Origin of the sequence: Rhizobium sp. AP16 (assembly GCF_000281735.1) — a bacterium.
GTDB lineage: Bacteria > Pseudomonadota > Alphaproteobacteria > Rhizobiales > Rhizobiaceae > Rhizobium > Rhizobium rhizogenes.
This window is the reverse complement of the sequence record NZ_AJVM01000038.1, coordinates 1-22,867: the sequence shown is the minus strand read 5'-3', so window position 1 is coordinate 22,867 and position 22,867 is coordinate 1. Positions and strand designations below refer to the sequence as shown.

The following is a 22,867-nucleotide window of genomic DNA, read 5'->3' as shown; positions in this document are numbered from 1 at the left end:
GATTTTATGCGCTACGCCATTTGCTTCACGCCGTCCGCGAGCGATCCGCTGACGCTGGTGGCCGCAAACTGGCTCGGCCGCAATGTCTATTCCGGCGAGATGGTCGATCCGCCCGCCACGCGCGGGCTCGGTATTCACGAAATCGCCTTCCATACCGCCGTGCCGCGCCGCTATGGCTTCAACGGCACATTAAAGGCGCCGTTTCGACTGGCGGAGGATACGTCCGAGGCTGGGCTGTTGCGCGATCTCATGCGCTTCTCCGGCACGCTTACGCCCTTCGAGATTCCGCGGCTGGAAGTCGCGCGCCTTGGCAGCGCTTTTGGCCTGGTGCCTTCGGTCCCCTGCCAGAAAATGCATTTCCTTGCCGCATCGGTGATCCAGGCCTTCGATCACTATCGTGCGCCGCTGACCGAGGCTGAAATTGAACGCAGCGACCCGGACGGCTTGTCAGCCACGCAATTCGCCAATCTGCACCGCTGGGGCCATCCCCATGTCATGGACGAATTCCGCTTCCATATGATGCTGACGGGCACGGTCAATCCCACTGATACCGCGCGCATGGAGCAGGTCTTGCGTGATGTCTTCGAGCCGGTACTTGCCGAGCCTGTGCCGGTGTCGAACATCGCGCTGATGATGGAAGAGGGCATGGGCGGGCCGTTCCGCGTGCACTCCCTGCATCCGATGGGCAAGATCAGCGCCCGCAAAATCGCCTAGGGATTTATTCCTGAAAGGAAAGTGAGTTTCTTACTTTCCATCTCGACTTTCCGGCCGTGGATGCTACCGTCTCCGCATATTCGAGAAGGTGCTTTCATGTCCGATACCTATCCCCGCAATCTCGTCGGCTACGGCCGCAATCCGCCCGATCCGAAATGGCCTGGTGATGCCCGCGTCGCGGTGCAGTTCGTGATCAATTATGAAGAGGGCGGGGAAAGCAGCATTCTCGACGGCGATCCGGCTTCAGAGAACCTGCTGTCGGAAATCGTCGGCGCGGCAGCCTGGCCGAACCAGCGCAATCTCAACATGGAATCGATCTATGAATATGGTTCGCGTGCCGGTTTCTGGCGGCTGTGGCGCATGTTCACCGAGCTCAAGGTGCAGGCGACCGTCTATGGCGTGACGCTTGCCATGGCGCGCAATCCCGAAGCCGTTGCTGCCATGAAGGAAGCCGGCTGGGAGATCGCCAGCCACGGCTATCGTTGGCTGGAATATAAGGACTTTCCCGAGGATCTTGAGCGCAAGCATATCCTCGAGGCCGTGCGCCTGCATACCGAGCTGACCGGCGAGCGCCCCTACGGCATGTACCAGGGCAAGCCGTCCGACAATACGCTGCGGCTGGTGATGGAGGAGGGCGGATTTCTCTATTCGTCGGATTCCTATGCCGACGATCTGCCCTATTGGGTCGATGGCCTCGACGGCAAGCCGTTCCTGATCATTCCCTATACGCTTGACACCAACGACATGCGCTTCGCCACACCGCAGGGCTTCAATTCCGGCGATCAGTTCTTCACCTATCTCAAGGACGCCTTCGATACGCTCTATGAAGAGGGCAAGCAGGGCAGCCCGAAGATGATGTCGGTCGGCCTGCATTGTCGTCTGGTCGGACGGCCGGGTCGCGCGGCGGCGCTCAGGCGCTTCATTGAGTATGTGCTGAAGCACGACAAGGTCTGGGTGCCCAAGCGCATCGAGATCGCCAATCATTGGTACGAGAACCACCTGCCCGCGGGCGCTCCCTGAGATGGTGTCGCGTGACGAATTCGTGGCTCGTTTCGGCGGGGTCTTCGAGCACTCCCCATTCATCGCCGAGCGTGCTTGTGACGCTGGTTCCATTGCCGAGCCGCTGACGTCGGGTGGCGTTCATGCCGTCCTGGCTGCTATTTTCCGCGCTGCCAGTGCGGACGAGCGGCTTGGCGTCTTGCGGGCGCATCCCGATCTTGCCGGCCGGTTGGCGATCGCCGGTGAGCTTACCGAGGACAGCCGCAAGGAGCAGGCGGGGGCAGGGCTCGATCGGCTGAGTCCTGCAGAGCATGCCCGCTTCACCGAACTCAACACGGCCTACGTGACGAAATTCGGCTTTCCTTTTATTATCGCGGTCAAGGGTCTCGGCAAGGACGACATCCTTGCCGCCTTCGAAACGCGGATCGGCAATGACCGGGACGCGGAATTCACGACCGCAACGGCGCAGGTGGAGAAGATTGCGCTGCTGCGCCTGCAATCCATGCTTCCAGACGGAGGTGTGTGATGCGGCTCCGGCTTTTCGGCGACAGGGCCTAGCTATGACCACGCAGGGTCCTGTTTATTATCTGGATCGCATGCAGAAGGCCGCCGGCGAGGCGCGCCTTTTCGTTCGAGGCATGGATGGGACCGCATTTGCTGGAAACAAGCTTGTGCAATCCGCTGTCGCCTACAGCCTTTGCGTCATTGGTGCAGCGGCAGTCGAATTGTTGGAAAAACATCCGGAATTCGAACCGGAGCATCCGGAGGTGCGCTGGAACGAGCTGAGGGATATGGGCAAGCGCCTATTGTTCGACGAAGCTTCGATGAGTGTCGAGGATATCTGGACTGCCGTTGCGCACGCGGTCCCCGAATTGCTATCGCAGCTCGAAGCGATCCGCCATTGGCGGGCAGAAGGCGAATGATCATAATGACCCAGACTCTCGAACTTCACCCTCTGACCAAGGCTGCCTTCGCCCCCTTCGGCGACGTGATCGAGGCCGACCCGGCGACGATGCGGTTCATCAATGGCGGCACGACGGAGCGGTTTCATGCGCTTTCCAGCGCCGAGGCCCTTGGCGACGGCGCACGGGTGATCCTAAACCTCTTTCGTGGTCAGCCACGCGCCTTTCCCTATGCGATCGAGATGATGGAGCGTCACCCCTTCGGCAGCCAGAGTTTCGTGCCGCTCAACGGTCGTCCGTTTCTCGTGGTCGTTTCGAAGGATAAGGACGGCAAGCCGGGAAGGCCGCAGGTCTTTCTGGCGCGCGGCGACCAGGGTGTGAATTATCGGGCCAATGTCTGGCATTATCCGCTGATGGCTCTCGATCAGCCGAGCGACTTCCTCATTGTCGATCGCGATGGGCCGGGCAACAATCTGGTGGAATTCTTCTTCGATACCCCCTTCATCATTGGAGCGCCGACCCTATGACCGGACTGACGACCCATGTGCTCGACACTGCCCTCGGCAAGCCGGCTGAAGGACTGCTGATCGATCTCTTCAAGATCGCGGGCGAGACGCGGACGCATCTCAAGACCGTGACGACCAATGCCGACGGACGTGTCGATGGCGGACCGATCCTGATTGGCGATAGCTTCGTTGCCGGCACCTATGAATTGCTCTTCCATGCCGGTGATTATCTGCGCGCGAGCGGGACCACGCTGCCCGACCCGGCCTTCCTCGATCTCGTGCCGATCCGCTTCGGCATTGCCGATACGACGGCGCATTATCATGTGCCACTTTTGATTTCGCCCTATGGCTATTCCACCTATCGCGGGAGCTGAGTTTTGCGTTTTGCTGTCATTGCGGACATCCACGGCAACCACCTCGCGCTGGAGGCCGTGCTTGCCGATATCCGTGCGCAGGGTATCGAGGACATCATCAATCTCGGCGATTGCTTCAGCGGACCGCTGACCGCCGGCAAGACGGCCGATATTCTGCTTGCCCTTGATGCTGTGACGGTTCGCGGCAATCACGATCGCTATCTGATCGAACAGGCGCCGGAGACGATGCATGAATCGGACAGGGTCGCTTATGAGGACTTATCTCCGCATCATCTCGATTGGCTGCGAAGCCTGCCCTTCAGTACGACTTATAAGGGCGAAGCCTATCTCTGCCATGCCACGCCGGCAAACGACAATATCTACTGGCTAGAAACCGTCTCTCCAGACGGTTATATCCATCTGAAGCCGCTTGAAGAGATCGAAACCTTCGCTGTCGGCGTTGATTTCCCGCTGATCCTATGCGGCCATAGCCATATTCCGCGCGCTGTCCGTCTTTCCGACGGGCGCCTGATCGTCAATCCCGGCAGCGTCGGCTGCCCGGCCTATGACGACGATCTTCCCTATTATCACAGGGTTGAGGCAGGCCATCCCTTGGCCTCCTATGCCATTATGGAAAAGGTTGGCGGCGTCTGGGTGCCGATCTTCCGGCAGGTGGCCTACGATCATCAAACGATGGCCGAATTCGCCACCAAAGTCGGTCGTGCCGATTGGGCGAGCGGGCTGGCAACGGGCTGGTTGCGCTAGGCCCCGGCGATAATTCCCCGGTCCACCGTCTTGATATCCCGCTTGCCACAAAATGCCATGGAGAGATCCATCTCCTTGCGGATGATCTCCAGCGCCAGCGTCACGCCGTCCTTGCCCATGGCGCCGAGGCCGTAGAGGAAGGGGCGGCCGATATAGGTGCCCTTGGCGCCAAGCGCCACGGCGCGCAGCACATCCTGGCCGGAGCGAATGCCACCGTCGATATGCACTTCGATCTTGTCGCCGACCGCGTCGACGATCCCAGGCAGCACACTGATCGAAGAGGGAGCGCCATCGAGCTGGCGGCCGCCATGGTTGGAGATGATGATTGCGTCCGCGCCGGTGTCGACCGCCGCCTTGGCATCCTCCACGTCGAGAATGCCCTTGATGATCAGCGGGCCACCCCAATATTCCTTGATCCAGGCGACGTCGCTCCACGACAGTCGCTGATCGAACTGACCGGTCGTCCAGTTCGAAAGGGATTTGACGTCGTTCACACCCTTGGCGTGGCCGATGATGTTGCCAAAGGAATGCCGCTTGGTCTGTAGCATCTGCCAGCACCATGAGGGCCTGGTTGCCACCTGCCATACGTGCTTCGGAGCGAATTTCGGTGGTGCCGAGAGGCCGTTGCGGACGTCGTTGTGGCGCTGGCCGAGAATTTGCAGGTCGGCCGTCAGTACCAGAGCCGAGCATTTTGCCGCCTTGGCGCGATCGATCAGGCTCATCACGAAATCTCGGTCCTGCATCACATAGAGCTGGAACCAGAAGGGTTTCGTCGTCGCTGAGGCCACATCCTCGATGGAGCAGATGCTCATGGTCGAGAGCGTGAAGGGAATGCCGAACTCTTCGGCGGCCCGTGCCGCCAGCATTTCGCCGTCGGCATGCTGCATGCCGGTCATCCCCGTCGGCGCCAGTGCCACCGGCATCGACACCTTCTGGCCGATCATGGTGCTCTCCAGCGAGCGGTTGGTCATGTCGACAAGCACGCGCTGGCGCAGCTTGATCTTCCTGAAATCCGCTTCATTGGCCTCATAGGTCGACTCGGTCCAGGAGCCGGAATCGGCATATTGGAAGAACATTTTCGGCACGCGCCGTTTGGCCAGCTGTTTCAGGTCGGCAATGGTGAGCGGCGCGGTCATGGCGGTCTGCCTTCTTGACGAAAATGCTATGGAGAAACTTGGATCAGAACGGTTTGTTTCCGGATGTGAGAGTTCGATAATCGCGGGAGAACTCTATCAATTCAAGGCCGATTTTGCAGGTTTTCCCGCGACATATGTCTCCACGATCGCCCGGTCGTCGCCCATCGTCTGCAACAGGAATAGCTCCTCGGGCAGCGTTTTCACCACCTCCATCTTCAGCGCCATGGCCGGTGTGGCCGCCGCGTTGAGGATGGTGAGGTCGGCGTCGGTGCCGGCCTCGAGCGTGCCGATCTTGTCGGCGAGCGACAGGGCCTCGGCGTTGCCGAGCGTGATGTAATAATAGCTTTCCAACGGGTTCAGGCGTTCGCCGAGGAGCTGCTGGATCTTGTAGGCCTCATCCATCGTGCGCAGCATCGAATAGCTGGAGCCGCCGCCGATGTCGGTGGCGACGCCGATGCGGACGGGCTTTTCGCGGCGGGCCAAGGCTTTCAATGGGAACAGGCCGGAGCCGAGGAAGAGGTTGGATGTCGGGCAATGCACGGCAATCGCGCCGGCCTCGCTCATGGCGTCGGCTTCACGCTCGGACAGGTGAATCGCATGGCCGAACAGGCTTTTCGGGCCGAGCAGGCCGTATCGGGCATAGATATCGGTATAGTCGATCGCATCCGGATAGAGCTCGCCGGTGAACTTGATCTCGTCGTGGTTTTCGGAAAGATGCGTCTGAATGTGCAGGTCGGGGAACTCGCGGGCAAGGGCCGCGGTGGTTTCCATCTGCTCGGGCGTCGAGGTGATGGCGAAGCGCGGCGTGATGGCGACGTGGTTACGGCCCTTGCCATGCCAGTCGGCAATCACCTGGCGGGTTTCGTCGTAGCCCATCTGCGGCGTGTCGAGCAGACCCTGCGGCGCGTTGCGGTCCATCATCACCTTGCCGCCGACCATACGCATGTTTCGGCGCATGGCTTCGGCAAAGAAGGCGTCGGCGGAGGTCTTGTGCACAGAGCAATAGGCAACCGCCGTCGTCGTGCCGTGGCGGATCAGCTCGTCGTAGAAATGGGTGGCGATGCGCTCGGCATGAGCGCTCTCGACGAAGCGGCATTCCTCGGGGAAGGTGTAGGTGTTCAGCCATTCCAGCAGGTTTGCGGCATAGGAGGCGATGACCTGCATTTGCGGGAAATGCAGGTGCATGTCGATGAAGCCCGGCAGGATCAGATGCGGCCGGTGGTCGATTTCGGCAACGTCCGCTGGTGCTTTCGCCTTGATCTCGGCATAGGGGCCGACAGCGGCGATGATGCCATTCTCGATCAGCAGGCCGCCATCGCTTTCATACGTATAGCTGCCTGTGTCATCAAGGCTTTGCGGCGCGCGCTTGAAGGACAGCAGGCGGCCGCGCAAAAGGGTGGTCATTGGTCTTTTTCTCCGACGGAGCTTTCGAACCAGGCGACCAGCAGCTTGCGCTCCTCCGGGGTCACTTCGGTGACATTGCCGGGGGGCATGGCGCGGCTGCGGCCGGCCTGAATATAGATCTCGCGGGCATGCATAGCGATTTCTGCGTCGTTTTCCAGCATCACGTCCTTCGGCGGGCGCACAATGCCCTCATAAACCGGCTCGGCGGCGTGGCACATCGAACAGCGCGTCGAAACCATCTGCTTTACCGCCGGGAAATGCGCGTCTGATGCAAACTGCTGGAAGGCGGGCGCGACTGCTTCGGCATCCTTCTCGCCGGTCAAGATCTTCGGCACGGTCGAAAGCCACATGATCAGGATAAAGAGAATGACGGTGACGATCCAGGTCCAGGTGGGGCGGCCCTTGCGGGCATGCGTGGTGTTGAACCAGTGGCGGATGGTGACGCCCATCAGGAACACCAGCGCGGCGATGACCCAGTTATAGGCCGTGCCGAAGGCCAGCGGATAGTGGTTCGACAGCATGAAGAAGATGACAGGCAGCGTCAGATAGTTGTTGTGTAGCGAACGCTGCTTGGCGATGCGGCCATATTTCGGGTCAGGCGTGCGGCCCGCGATCAGGTCGGCGACCACGACCTTCTGGTTGGGGATGATGATCATGAAGACGTTCGCCGACATGATCGTCGCCGTGAACGCGCCGAGATGCAGGAAGGCGGCGCGGCCGGTAAAGAGGTGCGTATAGCCCCAGGCCATGAAGACGAGGACGGCATAGAGGACCGCCATCAGGCCCCAGGTATTGTTGCCGAGCGGCGACTTGCAGAGCAGGTCGTAAACGATCCAGCCGCCGGCAAGCGAGGCGAGCGAGATGAGAATGGCAACGGGAACGCTGACGTCGAGCACATGCCGGTCGATGAGGAAGAGATTGGCGCCACCGTAATAGACGATACAGAGCATCAGGAAGCCGGAGAGCCAGGTGAAATAGCTCTCATACTTGAACCAGGTCAGGTGTTCCGGCATCGAAGCCGGGGCGACCAGATATTTCTGGATATGGTAGAAGCCGCCACCATGCACCTGCCACTCCTCGCCATAGGCGCCGGGCGGAAGATGGGGACGCTTCACCAGCCCGAGATCGAGCGCGATGAAGTAGAAGGACGAACCGATCCAGGCAATGGCGGTTATGACGTGGAACCAGCGGGCAGCAAAGGCCAGCCATTCCCACGCGATGGCGTATTCATACATTCAGTTCCCCTTTTCTTCCTCCGACTCGACACATTGCAAAATGTTGGGGACGGAGGGAAGGGGGGAGTTTGATGTGTCAGGGAAAAGCGACACTCTTGTCGTGCGTCCGGCTCGCATTAGATCAGAATATGGCGAGTTGTGAAACGCCTGCGGCTGCTTTGAGCGGACTGCGTCCGCGTCAGCCGTCCATTTCGACGGAGAATTGCCCATGCGTGGTATTCTGGCGTTCGTATTCTTTCTTTTTTCTACCGCGGCCCTGGCGCATGATGCGCCTTCCGGCTGGGCCTATGATCCCTACTGTTGCAGTGGCGACAGCGAGACCGGTGATTGCGAGATGATCCCCTCCCGCACGGTCACCGTCATTCCGGGCGGTTATCGGATCATGCTGCAGCCGGGCGATCACCGCTATGTAACGCATGCTCATATCTTCACGCTGCCGCAGGGCAAGACGATGCGTTCGCCGGATGGGTCCTATCACCTTTGCCTGTTTCCGGACGAGAACACGCCACGCTGTTTCTACGCGCCGGACATGGCCTATTGAGCCCTATTCCAGTGGCATGCCGAATTCGCCGAGGATCCAGTTCCTGAAGGCACGGATTCTCGGCGTGTGGCGCCTGCTTTCCGGATAGGCAATCCAGTAGTCTGAGCTATCGCTGCAAAGGATGTCGAAGGGCTGGATCAACCGCCCGCCGGCGAGATCGTCGGCGTAGAATTCGGGGGTCAGGATCGCCACACCCTGTCCGGCGATGGCAGCACTTGCTTCGAAGGATTGCGCGCCGAGCCGGCTTCTCGGCCTGCCTTGCAGGCCGGGATCAGGCACCTCCGCCGCCTGGAACCATTGCTCCCACCAGGGGTCCCCGGCGTCGATGATCCGCAGCTTGAGAAGGTCGGCGGGCTCATGGACGCCGCCAATGCTGGCTGCCAGCTCCGGGCTGAGCATCGGCGTGAAGTTGACTTTCATCAACAGATGCGCGCGCAGCCCAGGCCATGTTCCGCGACCACTGCGAATGGCGATATCGGCCGGGTCGCGAGAGAAATCGATGAGCTTGCCCGACGTGGCGAGCCGGACGGCGACATTCGGATGCTGCAGTTGAAACGAGCCGATATGTCGAGCAAGCCATTGCGACGCGAAGGTCGGCGTCGAATCGATGAGGAGCGTGGTCTCGGCGTCACCGCTGACCGAAGCCATGGCCTCCTGCAGCAGGGCAAAAGCCTCGCTTACCTTCGGCGCCAGCCGTTCTCCTGCCTCGGTCAACGCGATCTGCCTTGGCTTTCGCAAAAAGAGTGGCTCACCGATAACCCCCTCCAGAAGCTTGATCTGATAGCTGACGGCCGTCTGCGTCATGCCCAGCTCCTCGCCGGCGCGGGTGAAACTGCCGAGCCGGGCGGCGGCCTCGAAGACGCGGAGCGCGTTCAATGGAAACTGTTTCGACAGCTTCATGGATAAGCTCTCTTTATGCATGCAGACGTTTGTTCGATTGGAATTTCAGCATTTTCGGGAGCAATCTGCAATCCATATCATCGATTGGATTGAGGTGTTGTCATGGATTGCCATGCTGTTGAACAGGTGAATATTGCGAGGCCTTCGGTTTGGGCCCGCATGTTGGAGACCTTGGTGCAGGTCTTTCCCGGAAGCACGGCGTCTTTGCCGCGGCTTGATCTTGACGAGATGCCCGAGCAGCTCAAGCGCGACCTCGGGTTTCTCGACGGGCGTGCGCCTCACTATGAGGATGGTCGGATGCGATAGGTCGTAAAGGCCGTCAGCAACTCGGCGGCCGTCATAGCGGCGATGACCTCCGGACGCTTGTCCTTCACCGCTCCGCCGCCGATCGGCAGCGTCAGCCGGTCGAGGAAAGTCTTGTCGCCGCCCTCGCGGGCAAGCCAATGGGCGAAGGTGGCGCGTTTCGTCGCCGAGCCGATCATGCCGACATAGGCGAGATCGGGGCGGGCGAGCGCCTGCTGGGCAATCAGGAAATCCAGCGCATGATCATGGGTCAGGATGACGATGGCCGCGCCTGCAGGAATATCCGATACCAAGGCTTCCGGCATGGCGACGAGGCGGCCGTTGGTATCGGCCGGAAGCTCGTCCAGCTCCTCCTGCCGCGTTTCGATGACCGTGGTGATCATCGGTAGCGGTTTCAGTGCAATCGCCAGGGCGCGCCCGACATGGCCGGCGCCGAAGAGATAGACCTCCGGCCAGTCGCCGCTCTCGTCCCGCAGCCGCCGTTTCAGCGTCTCGATCGTCTCCGGCGCCGCTGGGCGGCAGCGCAGTTGCGTGCGGCCGCCGCAGCATTGGCCGATCTCGGGGCCGAGCGGGATATCCATGAACTCCACGCCACCCGTACCCGCCAGCATTTCCCGGGCATTGCCGATCGCCAGATATTCGAACTGCCCGCCGCCGATCGTCCCCCAGATATGATCCGCCGAGACCAGCATGAAGGTGCCGGCTTCACGCGGGGTGGACCCTTGCGTGCCGGTGATTTCGATCAGGATGGCGCGTGGGTTTTGGGAGAGGAAGGCTTCGAGGGGTTGGGTCATGAGGTGGGACCCTTGAAGTATGCGGAGAGTGTGTACCCCCCTCTGTCACTTCGTGACATCTCCCCCACAAGGGGGGAGATTGGTGGGAATTTGCCGCGCCGCTCAAGAAGGCAACGCAGCTTTGCTTCAATAGATCCGATGTTTGTTTGGTATCCGATGGCGCTACGGACTACCAATCTCCCCCCTTGTGGGGGAGATGCCCCAAAGGGGCAGAGGGGGGCTGTTCGGCGCGTAGCAACGAACACCCTGAGCGCAAGCGAAGGGTATTCCTTACGGCACGTCACCTCCCCAACCATCACATCCCCTTCAGCCGCTCGACCGCCATCAGCACCCGCTCCGGCGTTGCCGGCGCATCCAGCCTCGGGCAGACGCGGTAGTCCGCGACGCTCGCAACAGCCATGGACAAGGCTTCGAGAACGGAAATCGCCAGCATGAAGGGCGGTTCGCCGACGGCCTTGGAGCGGCCGATGGTGGCCTCGGCATTTTCGGACCATTCGGCGAGGCGGACGTTGAAGATCTTCGGCCGGTCGGAGGCGAGCGGGATCTTGTAGGTCGACGGCGCGTGGGTTCGCAGCCGGCCCTTGGCATCCCACCAGAGCTCTTCCGTCGTCAGCCAGCCCATGCCCTGCACGTAGGCGCCTTCGACCTGGCCGATATCGATGGCCGGGTTCAGCGAACGGCCGACATCGTGGAGGATATCGGTGCGGTCGATCAGATATTCGCCGGTCAGCGTATCGATCGAGACTTCGGAGACGGAGGCGCCGTAGGAGAAATAATAGAACGGGGTGCCGCGACCCGCCTTGCGGTCCCAATGGATTTTCGGCGTCTTGTAGAAGCCGGCAGCGGAGAGCTGCACGCGGGCAAAATAGGCTTGCTTGATGAAATCGGGAAAGGGGATTTCGCTGTCGCCGACGCGAACGCGGTTCGGCAGGAACTGGACCTCTTCGGCGCCGACACCCCATTTCTCCACGGCAAAAGCAACCAGCCGCTCCTTGATCTGCCGGGCGGCGTCGAAGGCGGCCATGCCGTTCAGGTCGGAGCCTGAGGAGGCGGCGGTCGCGGATGTGTTCGGTACCTTACCGGTGGTGGTCGCCGTGATCTTCACCCGGTCGATATCGACCTGGAAACTGTCGGCCAGGACCTGCGCCACCTTGGTATAGAGGCCCTGGCCCATCTCCGTGCCGCCATGGTTCAGGTGGATCGAGCCGTCCTGATAGACATGCACCAGCGCGCCCGCCTGGTTGAAGGCGGTCATGGTGAAGGAGATGCCGAATTTCACCGGCGTCAGCGCGATGCCCTTGCGGATGAAGCGGCTGGAGCGGTTGAATTCGATGATGGCGTTACGGCGCGCCTGATAATCGGAGGATTCTTCCAGCTCATCGACGATGCGATGGATGATGTTGTCCTCCACCTCCTGATGATAGGGCGTCAGCGTCCGGCCGGAACCCGGCTGGCCATAGAAATTGGCGCGCCGGATCTCCAGCGGGTCCTTGCCGAGCGCATAGGCGATCTCCTCGATGAAACGCTCGCCGCCAACCATGCCCTGTGGCCCGCCGAAACCGCGGAAGGCGGTATTGGAGACGGTATGCGTCTTCAAGGGTTTCGAGGTGAGGTGCACATGCGGATAGAAATAGCTCGAATCCGCATGGAACAGCGCGCGGTCGGTGACCGGGCCGGAAAGATCGGAGGAAAAGCCGCAGCGGGCGGCATAGGTCGCGTCGACGGCGTGGATGCGGCCCTCATCGTCGAAGCCGATTTCGTAATCGACCAGGAAGTCGTGGCGCTTGCCGGTTGCGGCCATGTCTTCGTCGCGGTCGGGACGGAATTTGACGGCGCGGCCAAGTTTCTTGGCGGCGACGGCGGCGAGGGCGGCGAACTGGTTGCCCTGAGTCTCCTTGCCGCCAAAGCCGCCGCCCATGCGGCGCACATTGACGGTGACGGCATTGGACGGAATGTTCAGCGCATGGCCGACGATATGCTGGATTTCGCTCGGATGCTGGGTGGAGGACCAGACGGTCACTTCGTCGTCTTCGCCGGGGATCGCCATGGCGATATGGCTTTCGAGATAGAAATGCTCCTGGCCGCCGATGCGCATCTGCGCCTTGATGCGGTTTTTGGCATTGGCCATCTCATTTTCCGGCTCGCCGCGCTTCAGCGTCATCGGCTCGTAGACTAGCGGCGCGCCATTGGCGAGCGCACCATCGATATCGCTCCAATGCGGCAGGTCGCGATAATCGATCTTGGCAAGCCTCGCGGCGCGGCGGGCGGCATCGCGGGTTTCGGCGATGACGGCGAAGATCGGTTGGCCGTGGAACTCGACCTTGGTCTCAGCGAGCAGCGGCTCGTCATGCATGCCGTTCGAGCTGGTGTCATTGACGCCGGGGATGTCCTTGCCGGTGAACACCCAGACGACGCCCGGATAGGCTTTGACCGCGGAAAGATCGATACCGGCGATGTCGGCGTGGGCGCGGTCGGAGAGACCGAGCGCGCCATGCAGCAGGCCAGAGGGTTCCGGCAGGTCGTCGATATAGTCGGCACCGCCGGTTACATGCTTGTGCGCCGAGTCATGCTTCTGCGAGCCATGCATCGAGCCGTTGATGACCTTGCGCTCTTCGAAGGTGGACTTGTCCATCGTTACGCCTCCACCGTCGCGAAGCGCTTCAATTCCTGCGGCGCGCCGGCCGTCTCGAGATAGAAGCGGATCAGCAGGTTCTTGGCGGTCAGTTGCCGGTATTCGGCGGTGGCGCGCCAGTCGGTGAGCGGCGAGTAGTCGGCATCGAAGGCCGGCCGCGCGGCGGTGACCGTCGCTTCCGTCCAGGGCTTGCCAACCAGTTCGGCCTCGACCGTGCGGGCGCGCTTCGGCGTGCCGGCCATGCCGCCGAAGGCGATGCGGATATCGGCAACGTTGCCGGCCTGGTCCAGCGCCAGATGGAAAGCGCCGCAAAGTGCGGAGATATCCTCATCACGGCGCTTGGAGATCTTGTAGACGGCGAAATGGATGTCTTCGGCGGGGTAGGGCACGAAGATGCCCTCGACGAATTCGCCGGGATTGCGGTCCTGCTTGCCGTAGTCGATGAAGAAGTCTTCCAAAGGCAAGGTGCGCGTGCCGGCAATCGAACGCAGCTTGACGGTGGCGCCGAGCGCGATCAGTGGCGGCGGCGTGTCTCCGATCGGTGACCCGTTGGCGATGTTGCCGCCGATCGTACCCATGTTGCGCACCTGCTCGCCGCCGATGCGGTTGATCAGGTTCGCGAATGCCGGGATCTTTTCGGCAATGGCGGCGAAGGCGCGGCTATAGGTAACGCCGGCGCCGATGGTGAGGCCGGTGTCGTCCACGGTGATCTTCTGCAGGTCGGTCAGGTGGTTGATAAAGACGACCGGGTCGAGCTTGCGCATCTGCTTGGTAACCCAGAGGCCGACATCGGTGGAGCCGGCAACGACGGTCGCCTTCGGCTCGTTGGCGAGCACTTGCGCGAGAGCCGAAACCGAGCCCGGTACGATCAGGCGATCTCCGTCGGAAGAGCTCATATTGATGGTATCGCCGCCCTGCATGGCCCAGAGACGGGCGACGATATCGGAGCGGGTCTTTTCCAGCGGATCGAACAGGGCGCTCGGGCGTTTCTGGCTCACCTGTTCAGCGGCTTTCACGATCGGCTCGTAGCCGGTGCAACGACAGAGATTGCCCTGCAGGCTCTTTTCGATCTGCTCCCGGCTAGGCTTTTCGGTCGATAGCCACAGGCCGTAGAGTGACATGACGAAGCCCGGCGTGCAGAAGCCGCATTGCGAACCATGACAGTCGACCATGGCCTGCTGCACCGGATGCAGCGTGCCATCCCTGGCGGCCAGATGCTCGACGGTGACGACATGGGTGGCATGCAGGGAGCCGACGAAACGAATGCAGGCGTTGACGGACTCGTAGTGCAGTCCGCCGTCGATCAGCCGGCCAACCAGAACGGTGCAGGCGCCGCAATCGCCTTCCGCGCATCCCTCCTTCGTGCCCGTCAGATGCCGGTTGAGACGCAGGAAATCGAGGAGCGTCTCGGTGGGGCGCAGGCTGGAAAGTGAGATATCCTCGCCGTTGAGGATAAAGCGGATGCTGTCGTTCATGTGGTTCCCAATTGTTTTTTGTCGTTCAGGGCCGGACGCGTCATCGAATCCGGCCCTAACCGTCTATCGTTATTCCGCGGTCCAGCCACCGTCAATCGAGACGTGTGTGCCGGTGATCTGGCGCGCGTCGTCGCTGGCCAGGTAGAGCGACAATGCACCGATCTCCTCGGCCTTGACGAATTCATGCGTCGGCTGCGCCTTGAGGATCACCTCGTTCTTGACCTGCTCCTCGGTCATCCCGCGCGCTTTGGCCGTGTCCGGGATCTGCTTTTCGACGAGTGGGGTCAGAACATAGCCGGGGCAAATGGCGTTGGCCGTGACGCCGAATTCGGCAAGCTCGAGTGCTACCGTCTTGGTCAGGCCCAATATACCATGTTTTGCCGCGACATAGGCGGATTTGAACGGGGAGGCGACGAGGGCGTGGGCCGACGCGATATTGATGATGCGGCCGTATTTCTTCGCCTTCATCAGCGGCACGGCGGCGCGAATGGTGTGAAACGAGCTCGACAGGTTGATGGCAATGATCTGGTCCCACTTGTCGATCGGGAAATCCTCGATCTTCTCGACATGCTGGATGCCGGCATTGTTGACGAGAACGTCGACGCTGCCGAAGGTCGAATTGGCGGTCGCGATCAGGTCGGCGATCTCGGCGGGCTTGGTCATGTCGGCCGGATGGTAGATCACTTTGCCGCCGCCCGAGGCTTCAAGCGTGTTTCTGATGGCATCGATCTCTTCCGGCTTGCCGAAGCCATTGATGACGATGTTTTCACCCTTCGCGGCGAAGGCGGTCGCGATGGCGAGGCCGATACCGCTTGTAGAACCGGTGACAACGACTGTTCTTGCCATGATGTTCTCCTTGGACGCGCGGCATCTTGGTGCAGCGCAATAGCGGCTTGAGGTTAGTCCCAAACCCGCGAATATGGCAATCGCATCGCTGCAAGACTCTTTTGCGACAGCATGCTTCATATATTCGCGAGCGGGAATGGGGCGTTTTCGACAAAAATTTCGTTTTGCTTTCTTTTCACATTCGTTTTGCTGTCGTATCTGTTGCTTTAAAGACAGAACTATCGGGAGGAATGCATGGGCGGCTATGTCTTGGCGATCGACCAGGGAACGACCTCGACACGGGCGATCGTTTTCGACGGCAATATGAAAGTTGCCGGCGTCGGGCAGAAGGAGTTCACGCAGCATTACCCGAAACCCGGTTGGGTCGAGCATGACCCGGAGGAAATCTGGGCATCCGTGCTGTTCACCGTTGGCAAGGCCATCACGGCGGCCGACATCACGGCAAAGGATATCGCTGCCGTCGGCATCACCAACCAGCGCGAAACCGTTGTCGTCTGGGACCGCGAGACCGGCAAGCCGATCCATAACGCCATCGTCTGGCAGGACCGCCGCACTGCGAGCTATTGCGACAAGCTGAAGCGGCAGGATCTGGAGAAGCTCTTCACCCGCCGCACCGGCCTGCTGCTCGACCCTTATTTCTCGGGCACCAAGCTCTCCTGGATGCTCGCCAATGTGAAGGGCGCCCGGGCGCGCGCCGCCAAGGGTGAGCTCTGCTTCGGTACCATCGACACCTTCCTGATCTGGCGTCTGACCGGCGGCAAGAGCTTCGTTACCGATGCGACCAACGCCTCGCGGACGCTGATGTACAATATCGCCAGCAATGCGTGGGACGAGGATCTGCTTGAGATCCTGCGCGTACCCGCTGCCATGCTGCCGGAAGTGAAGGATTGCGCCGCCGATTTCGGCATTACCGACGCCTCACTTTTCGGCGCTGCTATTCCTATCCTTGGCGTTGCCGGCGATCAGCAGGCGGCGACCATCGGCCAGGCCTGCTTCGAGCGTGGCATGATGAAATCCACCTATGGCACCGGCTGTTTCGCGCTGCTCAATACCGGCACGGATATCGTGCGCTCGAAGAACCGGCTGCTGACCACCATCGCCTACCGGCTGGATGGGGAGACGACCTATGCGCTGGAAGGTTCGATCTTTATTGCCGGCGCGGCCGTGCAATGGCTGCGCGATGGGCTGAAGGCGATCAAGAGCGCCGCGGATTCCGGCGCGCTGGCGGAAAAAGCCGATCCGTTGCAGGAGGTCTATCTTGTGCCCGCCTTCACCGGCCTTGGCGCTCCGCATTGGGATCCGGACGCGCGCGGGGCCATCTTCGGGCTGACGCGCAATACCGGGCCTGAGGAAATCGTCCGCGCAGCGCTGGAAGCCGTCTGCTACCAATCGCGCGACCTGCTGGATGCCATGCACAAGGATTGGCGCAACGGCAATGGCAAGGAGACGGTGCTGCGCGTCGATGGCGGCATGGTCGCCTCCGACTGGACGATGCAGCGGCTCGCCGACCTGCTCGACGCCCCCGTCGATCGCCCCACCATCCTGGAAACCACGGCGCTCGGCGCCGCCTGGCTTGCGGGCAGCCGCGCCGGTGTCTGGCCGGACCGCGAGGGCTTTGCCAAGGCCTGGGCTCGCGACCGGCGGTTCGAGCCCGCGATGGACGAGAAAACGCGAAGCGGGAAACTCAAGGGTTGGAAAGACGCGGTGCGGCGGACCTTGAGCGCGGGATAAAAGCCACTGAATTATGCACAGCTCACCGAAAATTTGATCGTGTAAGATTTCTTTATTTTCCTAATGCAACTCGAAGCAGCGATAGTCGATGCTACGAGTGGCCAGGCAACATCTTGTTGCGGGGTCGCTTTCGGTGGGTTCGACTATCTTTTGGTGAACGCCTTCGGGGGTCTTAGGGCGAGGCATGGCTGCTAAATTTGCGGAACTGAAGAAACATTTTTATCGGCGTCTGAAATATCGGCTTATCCGGCCGAAGCCGCCCACGCTCTCAGAACCGTTTTCCGGACCCGTTGTCGTGGTTGGATCGGCGCCGGTGTCGCACAAGCCTGCGGATTTCGACGAGACCTTCCGGGTGATCACCATCAATGGCTCTCAGGTTGTCACCAAGGCGTGGGGCGTCGAGGCGCCCGATGTCGCGCTGGTGCAGTTCAATCAGATCGAGGGAACGAACACGAACGCCGTCGAAGTCCGGCGCGTGCTGAATGGCGAGCGGGCGAAGATGCTGTACATCCTGCTCTGGCGCGATGGTCGCAAGCGGCTCGAGGACGGGCTGAAAGCCTTCAATTATCGATATGACAATCTCGAAATCGTCGACCGCTACCGGCGCATGGCGCTTCTCGACCGGGTTGGCGGCATGAAATGCAGCGAACTGGGAGCCGACGACAAATGCTCGAATGGCATCAACGCCGTGCTTTTCGCGCTCTATAACGGCGCTACTGCCGTCGTTATCACCGGCATCAACCCCGATTCCGGCGGTCATGTCTACAATCAGGAAAATCTGACCCGGTTGCACATTGGCAAGGACAGGGAAATCCTGTTTCGGCTGATCGAGCGGGGCTATCCGATCTTCACCGCCGACCCGGCAGTCGCGCAGTCCCTCGGCCTGCCGCTCTGGGAGGGCAAGGCTCGCGCCCGGCAGATGTCCGAGGCCCAGGCAAGGGCTGCGCGGACGGATTCAAAACCGGCTGGCGTCTTGACCCCGTCGCTCGGCTGACGAACTAGCTGTTCGATCGAAGGCTGCCGCCTGTCATCATTCCATGCCAAAATCGCGGCATGGAATCACTGGATCCGGCGTGGCGTCTATGCCCAGTCCTGCGCATCGTGAATGGGAAGGCATGCGCCCTGATGTCGCAGAACCGTGCCGGGCGCGCTTCAGCCAACGAAAAGACTTATTCGCCCGGAAATTCGATGTCGACGTTTGAAACAGGGCATCGGCTATGCGTTTCATCTGGCTGCTATTCGTTGGACTGCTGTCGACCCCGGCCTTGGCGCAAACCATCCCTTCGGCCGAATGGACAGAATTATCTCCCCAGACATCCGGATGGTCGGCGCCGAAATTGGCAGAGGCGAAGGCCCTTGCCGACGGGCATGATGTCAGCGCCGTCATGGTCGTCCAGCATGGGGCCATCGTTGCCGAATGGGGAGATACGAGCAAGCCGATGGAATTGGCTTCCATTCGCAAGAGTCTGCTCGATTCCCTGATCGGGATCGCGGTTGTGCACCATCAGATCGATCTCGGTAGCACGCTCCAGCAATTGGGTATCGACGACAACCCCCCGCCACTGTCCGATCAGGAGAGGCAGGCGACGGTCCGGATGCTGCTGGAGGCACGGTCCGGCATCTATCATCCGGCGCTCTATGAGACGGAGGCGATGGCCGCGAGGCGGCCGGCGCGCTTCAGCCATGCGCCGGGAACGTTCTGGTATTACAACAACTGGGACTTCAATGCTCTCGGCACGATCTATGAGAAGGCGACAAAGGCCTCCATCTATGACGCCTTCGAGGATGAGATCGCGCGGAAAATCGGAATGCAGGATTACGACCCGCATGCGCAGCACAAGGTTCGCGGCCGCGCATCGATCCATCCCGCCTATACGTTCCGGATGAGTACCCGGGATCTTGCCCGCTTTGCTCTGCTCTTTCTGGATGGTGGGCGCTGGAATGGGCAGGAGATCGTTCCCCAACAATGGGTACGGGACAGCACGACGCCTTACTCGGATGCCGATCACGAGTTCGGATACGGGTATCTTTGGTGGACGGCAGATAGGGCGTCGGCGGCCACTGATGGGAGCACGAATGCATTTCGCTTGCCGGCGGGCTCCTATTTTGCTTGGGGTGCAGGCGGGCAATATGCCTTTGTCATCCCGCAGGAGGATCTGGTCATTGTCGAGCGCACCGACCGCGATCTGCCATTGAAGTCTCCCCGGCTGCACCAGGTCGCCGATTTGATTGGCTTCATCCGCCAAGCCGAACCTTTCAAACGATAATTTTTGACGTGGCCTGTCGGTGCGGGTGATACTCCTTCGTCTTTACATGAGAAGGAGGAGCTCATGCTCTACGCGATCCTATGCTACAACGACGAAGATACCGTGTTTGCCTGGTCCAAGGAAGAGGAGCAGGCGACGATGGAACGGTTGCTGGCGGTGCAGGCGCCGCTGAGCGAGGCCGGCAAACTCGGCCCTGTCGCGCGGCTGATGCCGACGACGGCGGCGACGACGCTGCGCAAGGGCAAGAACGAGCCGCTGGTTATCGACGGTCCCTTCGCCGAGACGAAGGAGCAATTGCTTGGCTTCTATGTCATCGACTTTGAATCCCTCGACGAAGCGATTGAATTTTCAAAGAAACTGGCGGTCGCCAATCCCGGCGTCGGCTCCTATGAGATCCGGCCGCTTTACGTCTTCAACCCGGGGACGATTGCGACATGACGGATCTTGCCTGGATCGATATAGCCTTCACCAATGCCCGGCCACAGGTGGTCGGCGCACTGCTGCGCTATTTCCGCAATCTCGATATCGCCGAAGAGGCATTTCAGGAGGCTTGCCTCCGGGCCTTGAAGACCTGGCCGGACAAGGGGCCGCCGCGCGATCCCGTGGCATGGCTGATCTTCGTCGGCCGCAACAGCGCCATTGATGCGGTGCGCAAGCAGGCAAAGACGCAGGCCCTGCCGGATGAGGAGGCGATCTCCGACACAGGTGACGCCGAAAGCGATCTCGTCGATCGGCTCGACGGATCGAACTATCGTGACGATATCCTGCGGCTGCTATTCATCTGCTGCCATCCGGATCTGCCGGCGACGCAGCAGATCGCCCTAGCGCTGCGCGTCGTCTCCGGCCTTTCGGTGGCGCAGATCGCCCGCGCCTTTCTCGTCAGCGAAAGCGCCATGGAGCAGCGCATTACCCGCGCCAAGGCGCGTGTTGCCGCGGCCGGAATGCCGTTCGAGACGCCGGGCGCCGTCGAGCGGGCCGAGCGCGTGACGCTCGTCAGCGCCATGATCTATCTCATCTTCAACGAGGGCTATTCCGCCGGCGGGCCGGGACGCGAGGCCGCCGCTTTTGCTGATGAGGCGATCCGGCTCGGCCGGCTGATCCTACGCATCTTTCCGACCGAACCCGAAATCATGGGGCTGCTGGCGCTGATGCTGCTGCAGCAATCACGCAACGCGGCGCGCTTCGATGCGGGCGGCCAGATCGTGCTGCTGGAAGAGCAGGACCGGTCGCTCTGGAGCCACACGCTCATCGACGAGGCGCTGGCCTTGCTCGACAAGGCGATCCGTCATCGCCGTCCCGGCCCCTATCAGCTTCAAGCGGCGATCGCCGCGCTGCATTCGAGGGCCAAGCGAGCCGAAGATACGGACTGGGCGGAAATCGATCTGCTTTATCAGGCGCTGGAGCGGCTGCATCCGTCGCCGGTCGTCACCCTGAACCGTGCTGTCGCCGTTGCCAAGCTCAAGGGGCCGGAGGTGGCGTTGGCCATGGTGGAGACCTTGGCGGATCAACTCGACAGCTATTTCTATTTTCATGGGCTGAGGGGTGGCCTGCTTATGCAGTTGCACCGGGCGCGGGAAGCGCGTTCGGCCTTCGACCGCGCTATCGCACTTGCCCGCTCGCCGGCGGAGGCAGAGCATATCCGCCATCAGCTCGACCGCTTGAGCACGACGGCTCCCGCAATCGCAAAATAATCGACGGATTTTCTCACCCCCTGTCGGGATGAAGTGGCCTCAAACGTCCTTGGAGTATAGGCCGATCGGGCCGATGCACACTGGAGAGAGATAGAGCCATGACCGAAAAGACCACACGCCACGAGCTTTCGCTGACCCGTATCATCGACGCCCCGCGCGAGAAACTCTATCGCTGCTGGACGGAAGCGGCCCTGCTGAAACAGTGGTTCGCACCGCTGCCATGGACAACGTCGGCCGCCGAACTCGATGTCCGCGCCGGAGGCACCAGCTCCGTCACCATGCGCAGCCCCGAGGGTGAGGATTATCCGAATGTCGGCGTCTACCTCGAGGTCGTCCCGAACGAACGGATCGTCTTCACCGATGCCTTCACCAGCGCCTGGGTGCCATCAGCCAAGCCCTTCATGGTGGTAACCATCCAGCTCGACGATCTCGGCGGCGGCAAGACGCGCTACACCGCAACGGTCCTGCATTGGACGGCGGAAGATCGTGAGGCGCATGAGAAGATGGGCTTCCACGAGGGATGGGGCCAGTGCACCGATCAGCTCGCGGCGCTGGCGGCCAGGATCTGAATTATCGAGTCATACCCTATAGATGTGCCAGAGTTCTATGCGGGAGATTCAGGGGCGAGGACTTGGGCTTGGCGCGGCCGAAAAAACGGCGGACGCTTCGGAAAATGATTCCGCTTCTCTGCCGAAGCTGTTGATTTCGGATTCGATTTGCTAAGGCTCGCTCCCGCATGAATGAGAGGAGCGAGCCATGCTGCACGTCACCATAGCGCCAGTCGCGCAATCGGATGCCGAAGACCTGATCGCGGCCAATGTTGCGAGCCGCGCCTATCATGCGCCCTGGGCCTTTCCCTTTGTCGATCGCGATGGCTTCGATGTCTGGTTTGGGCAAACCGTGACCGGACCCAATATCGGCCTGGTGGCGCGCGACACCGGTTCGGGCGGCATCGTCGGAGTGGTCAATATCAGCCAGATGGTCTGGGGTGGTTTCCGCAGCGCCTTTCTCGGCTATCACGGCATGGTGGGTTTTGCCGGCCGGGGTTTCATGACCGAGGCGTTGCGTCTGGCAGTTGGCCATGCATTCGATACCGTCGGCCTGCATCGGCTGGAAGCCAATATCCAGCCCGCGAACCAGGCTTCCATCGCGCTCGTGCAAAGGCTCGGTTTTCGCATGGAGGGTTTTTCACCTAAATATCTGAAGATCGGCGGTGTCTGGTGCGATCATGAACGCTGGGCGTTGCTGGCGGACGATCCGCGACTTTGATCCGCAACATTAAGCGCTTTGGAGGTTGAATCCGAGACGGTGGGGAAGCTGTTGATTGCGGATTCCTATTAGGGGTTGTTATCAACATTATCGAACAAACCGTTCGACAATTCACATTTGCGATTGCAGCCCTGCCTTCCTATCTCGTCCGTCAACAACAGATGGATGTTTCACCATGGAACTTGGCCTTTATACTTTCGCTGACGTCAATCCCGATCCCGCTCTTAACAAGGGCGCGGAGGCAGCGCGGCGTCTGAACAATCTGATCGAGGAAATCGAGCTGGCCGATCAGGTCGGTCTCGATGTCTTCGGGCTTGGCGAGCATCATCGTCCGGACTATGCGGCATCGGCTCCGGCCGTGGCGCTTGCGGCTGCTGCCGCAAAGACGAAGAATATCCGGCTGA

Annotated in this window: 25 protein-coding genes; 17 read left to right on the top strand and 8 right to left on the bottom strand. The window is 61.0% G+C overall.

Translation table 11 applies throughout. The features are described 5' to 3' along the window. Positions 1 to 6 precede the first annotated feature (6 nt). From PMI03_RS14020 to PMI03_RS13990, 7 genes are all read left to right on the top strand, one after another. Positions 7 to 714, top strand: coding sequence for a DUF1045 domain-containing protein (locus PMI03_RS14020; RefSeq protein ID WP_007694275.1), 708 nt, complete (start codon positions 7 to 9; stop codon positions 712 to 714). Positions 715 to 810: 96 nt separating this feature from the next. Beyond that, the gene (gene puuE, locus PMI03_RS14015) at positions 811 to 1,734 is read left to right on the top strand and encodes an allantoinase PuuE (protein WP_007694272.1); all 924 of its coding nucleotides are present in this window, start codon (positions 811 to 813) and stop codon (positions 1,732 to 1,734) included. Between the two features lies 1 nt (position 1,735). Further along, complete coding sequence (gene uraD, locus PMI03_RS14010) at positions 1,736 to 2,239, top strand: 2-oxo-4-hydroxy-4-carboxy-5-ureidoimidazoline decarboxylase (RefSeq protein ID WP_007694265.1); 504 nt, start codon at positions 1,736 to 1,738, stop codon at positions 2,237 to 2,239. Between the two features lie 34 nt (positions 2,240 to 2,273). Then, complete coding sequence (locus tag PMI03_RS14005) at positions 2,274 to 2,636, top strand: DUF86 domain-containing protein (RefSeq protein ID WP_007694264.1); 363 nt, start codon at positions 2,274 to 2,276, stop codon at positions 2,634 to 2,636. A 5-nt stretch (positions 2,637 to 2,641) separates the two neighbouring features. Continuing rightward, on the top strand, positions 2,642 to 3,142 hold the full coding sequence (locus PMI03_RS14000; RefSeq protein ID WP_039974006.1) for an ureidoglycolate lyase: 501 nt from the start codon (positions 2,642 to 2,644) through the stop codon (positions 3,140 to 3,142). Beyond that, positions 3,139 to 3,495, top strand: coding sequence for a hydroxyisourate hydrolase (gene uraH, locus PMI03_RS13995; protein ID WP_007694259.1), 357 nt, complete (start codon positions 3,139 to 3,141; stop codon positions 3,493 to 3,495). Before PMI03_RS14000 ends, uraH begins: the two co-directional genes overlap by 4 nt. Before the next feature lie 3 nt (positions 3,496 to 3,498). Then, positions 3,499 to 4,239: a metallophosphoesterase gene (locus PMI03_RS13990; protein ID WP_007694257.1), complete on the top strand. Its 741-nt coding sequence runs from the start codon at positions 3,499 to 3,501 to the stop codon at positions 4,237 to 4,239. Here the strand turns inward: PMI03_RS13990 and PMI03_RS13985 are convergent. From PMI03_RS13985 to PMI03_RS13975, 3 genes are all read right to left on the bottom strand, one after another. Further along, a complete protein-coding gene (locus tag PMI03_RS13985) occupies positions 4,236 to 5,375 on the bottom strand; it encodes an alpha-hydroxy acid oxidase (RefSeq protein WP_007694255.1) in 1,140 nt (379 codons plus the stop codon). The two genes, PMI03_RS13990 and PMI03_RS13985, sit on opposite strands and share 4 nt — an antisense overlap. Before the next feature lie 96 nt (positions 5,376 to 5,471). Then, positions 5,472 to 6,779 carry a guanine deaminase gene (gene guaD, locus PMI03_RS13980; protein ID WP_007694253.1) on the bottom strand — a complete coding sequence of 436 codons (1,308 nt, stop codon included), beginning with the start codon at positions 6,777 to 6,779 and terminating at the stop codon, positions 5,472 to 5,474. Further along, positions 6,776 to 8,014 carry a urate hydroxylase PuuD gene (locus PMI03_RS13975; RefSeq protein WP_007694251.1) on the bottom strand — a complete coding sequence of 413 codons (1,239 nt, stop codon included), beginning with the start codon at positions 8,012 to 8,014 and terminating at the stop codon, positions 6,776 to 6,778. The genes guaD and PMI03_RS13975 overlap by 4 nt, the downstream gene beginning before the upstream one ends. A gap of 208 nt (positions 8,015 to 8,222) precedes the next feature. On the opposite strand from PMI03_RS13975, the gene PMI03_RS13970 reads away from it, so the two are divergent. Next, positions 8,223 to 8,555, top strand: coding sequence for a hypothetical protein (locus tag PMI03_RS13970; RefSeq protein ID WP_007694249.1), 333 nt, complete (start codon positions 8,223 to 8,225; stop codon positions 8,553 to 8,555). A 3-nt stretch (positions 8,556 to 8,558) separates the two neighbouring features. Here PMI03_RS13970 and PMI03_RS13965 read toward each other — a convergent pair whose 3' ends face one another. Next, positions 8,559 to 9,476: a LysR substrate-binding domain-containing protein gene (locus PMI03_RS13965; protein WP_081500809.1), complete on the bottom strand. Its 918-nt coding sequence runs from the start codon at positions 9,474 to 9,476 to the stop codon at positions 8,559 to 8,561. A gap of 81 nt (positions 9,477 to 9,557) precedes the next feature. Here PMI03_RS13965 and PMI03_RS30980 point away from each other — a divergent pair, with 81 nt between their 5' ends. Further along, positions 9,558 to 9,761, top strand: coding sequence for a hypothetical protein (locus tag PMI03_RS30980; protein WP_007694245.1), 204 nt, complete (start codon positions 9,558 to 9,560; stop codon positions 9,759 to 9,761). Here PMI03_RS30980 and xdhC read toward each other — a convergent pair. The 4 genes from xdhC to PMI03_RS13945 form a co-directional block, all read right to left on the bottom strand. Beyond that, positions 9,737 to 10,552: a xanthine dehydrogenase accessory protein XdhC gene (gene xdhC / locus PMI03_RS13960; RefSeq protein ID WP_007694243.1), complete on the bottom strand. Its 816-nt coding sequence runs from the start codon at positions 10,550 to 10,552 to the stop codon at positions 9,737 to 9,739. The two genes, PMI03_RS30980 and xdhC, sit on opposite strands and share 25 nt — an antisense overlap. Before the next feature lie 295 nt (positions 10,553 to 10,847). Then, the gene (gene xdhB, locus PMI03_RS13955; RefSeq protein WP_007694233.1) at positions 10,848 to 13,184 is read right to left on the bottom strand and encodes a xanthine dehydrogenase molybdopterin binding subunit; all 2,337 of its coding nucleotides are present in this window, start codon (positions 13,182 to 13,184) and stop codon (positions 10,848 to 10,850) included. A 2-nt stretch (positions 13,185 to 13,186) separates the two neighbouring features. Further along, on the bottom strand, positions 13,187 to 14,659 hold the full coding sequence (gene xdhA / locus PMI03_RS13950; protein ID WP_007694231.1) for a xanthine dehydrogenase small subunit: 1,473 nt from the start codon (positions 14,657 to 14,659) through the stop codon (positions 13,187 to 13,189). A 69-nt stretch (positions 14,660 to 14,728) separates the two neighbouring features. After that, a complete protein-coding gene (locus PMI03_RS13945) occupies positions 14,729 to 15,505 on the bottom strand; it encodes a 3-hydroxybutyrate dehydrogenase (protein WP_007694229.1) in 777 nt (258 codons plus the stop codon). Between the two features lie 234 nt (positions 15,506 to 15,739). Between PMI03_RS13945 and glpK the strand changes: the two genes are divergently transcribed. From glpK to PMI03_RS13905, 8 genes are all read left to right on the top strand, one after another. Further along, positions 15,740 to 17,236 (top strand): glycerol kinase GlpK, encoded by a 1,497-nt coding sequence (gene glpK / locus PMI03_RS13940; RefSeq protein ID WP_007694227.1) that lies wholly within the window; start codon positions 15,740 to 15,742, stop codon positions 17,234 to 17,236. Between the two features lie 184 nt (positions 17,237 to 17,420). Continuing rightward, positions 17,421 to 18,230: a hypothetical protein gene (locus tag PMI03_RS13935; RefSeq protein ID WP_007694225.1), complete on the top strand. Its 810-nt coding sequence runs from the start codon at positions 17,421 to 17,423 to the stop codon at positions 18,228 to 18,230. A 223-nt stretch (positions 18,231 to 18,453) separates the two neighbouring features. Continuing rightward, the gene (locus tag PMI03_RS13930; RefSeq protein WP_007694223.1) at positions 18,454 to 19,503 is read left to right on the top strand and encodes a serine hydrolase; all 1,050 of its coding nucleotides are present in this window, start codon (positions 18,454 to 18,456) and stop codon (positions 19,501 to 19,503) included. Positions 19,504 to 19,566: 63 nt separating this feature from the next. Then, positions 19,567 to 19,941: a YciI family protein gene (locus PMI03_RS13925; protein ID WP_007694221.1), complete on the top strand. Its 375-nt coding sequence runs from the start codon at positions 19,567 to 19,569 to the stop codon at positions 19,939 to 19,941. Next, positions 19,938 to 21,194, top strand: coding sequence for an RNA polymerase sigma factor (locus PMI03_RS13920; RefSeq protein WP_007694219.1), 1,257 nt, complete (start codon positions 19,938 to 19,940; stop codon positions 21,192 to 21,194). The genes PMI03_RS13925 and PMI03_RS13920 overlap by 4 nt, the downstream gene beginning before the upstream one ends. Positions 21,195 to 21,292: 98 nt before the next feature. Then, entirely contained in the window at positions 21,293 to 21,763 is a 471-nt protein-coding gene (locus tag PMI03_RS13915; protein ID WP_007694218.1) for an SRPBCC family protein, read from the top strand. A gap of 187 nt (positions 21,764 to 21,950) precedes the next feature. Beyond that, entirely contained in the window at positions 21,951 to 22,463 is a 513-nt protein-coding gene (locus PMI03_RS13910; protein WP_007694217.1) for a GNAT family N-acetyltransferase, read from the top strand. 175 nt (positions 22,464 to 22,638) lie between these two features. Next, positions 22,639 to 22,867, top strand: a 229-nt coding sequence (locus PMI03_RS13905) for an LLM class flavin-dependent oxidoreductase (RefSeq protein ID WP_007694216.1), incomplete at its 3' end; no start/stop codon positions are given.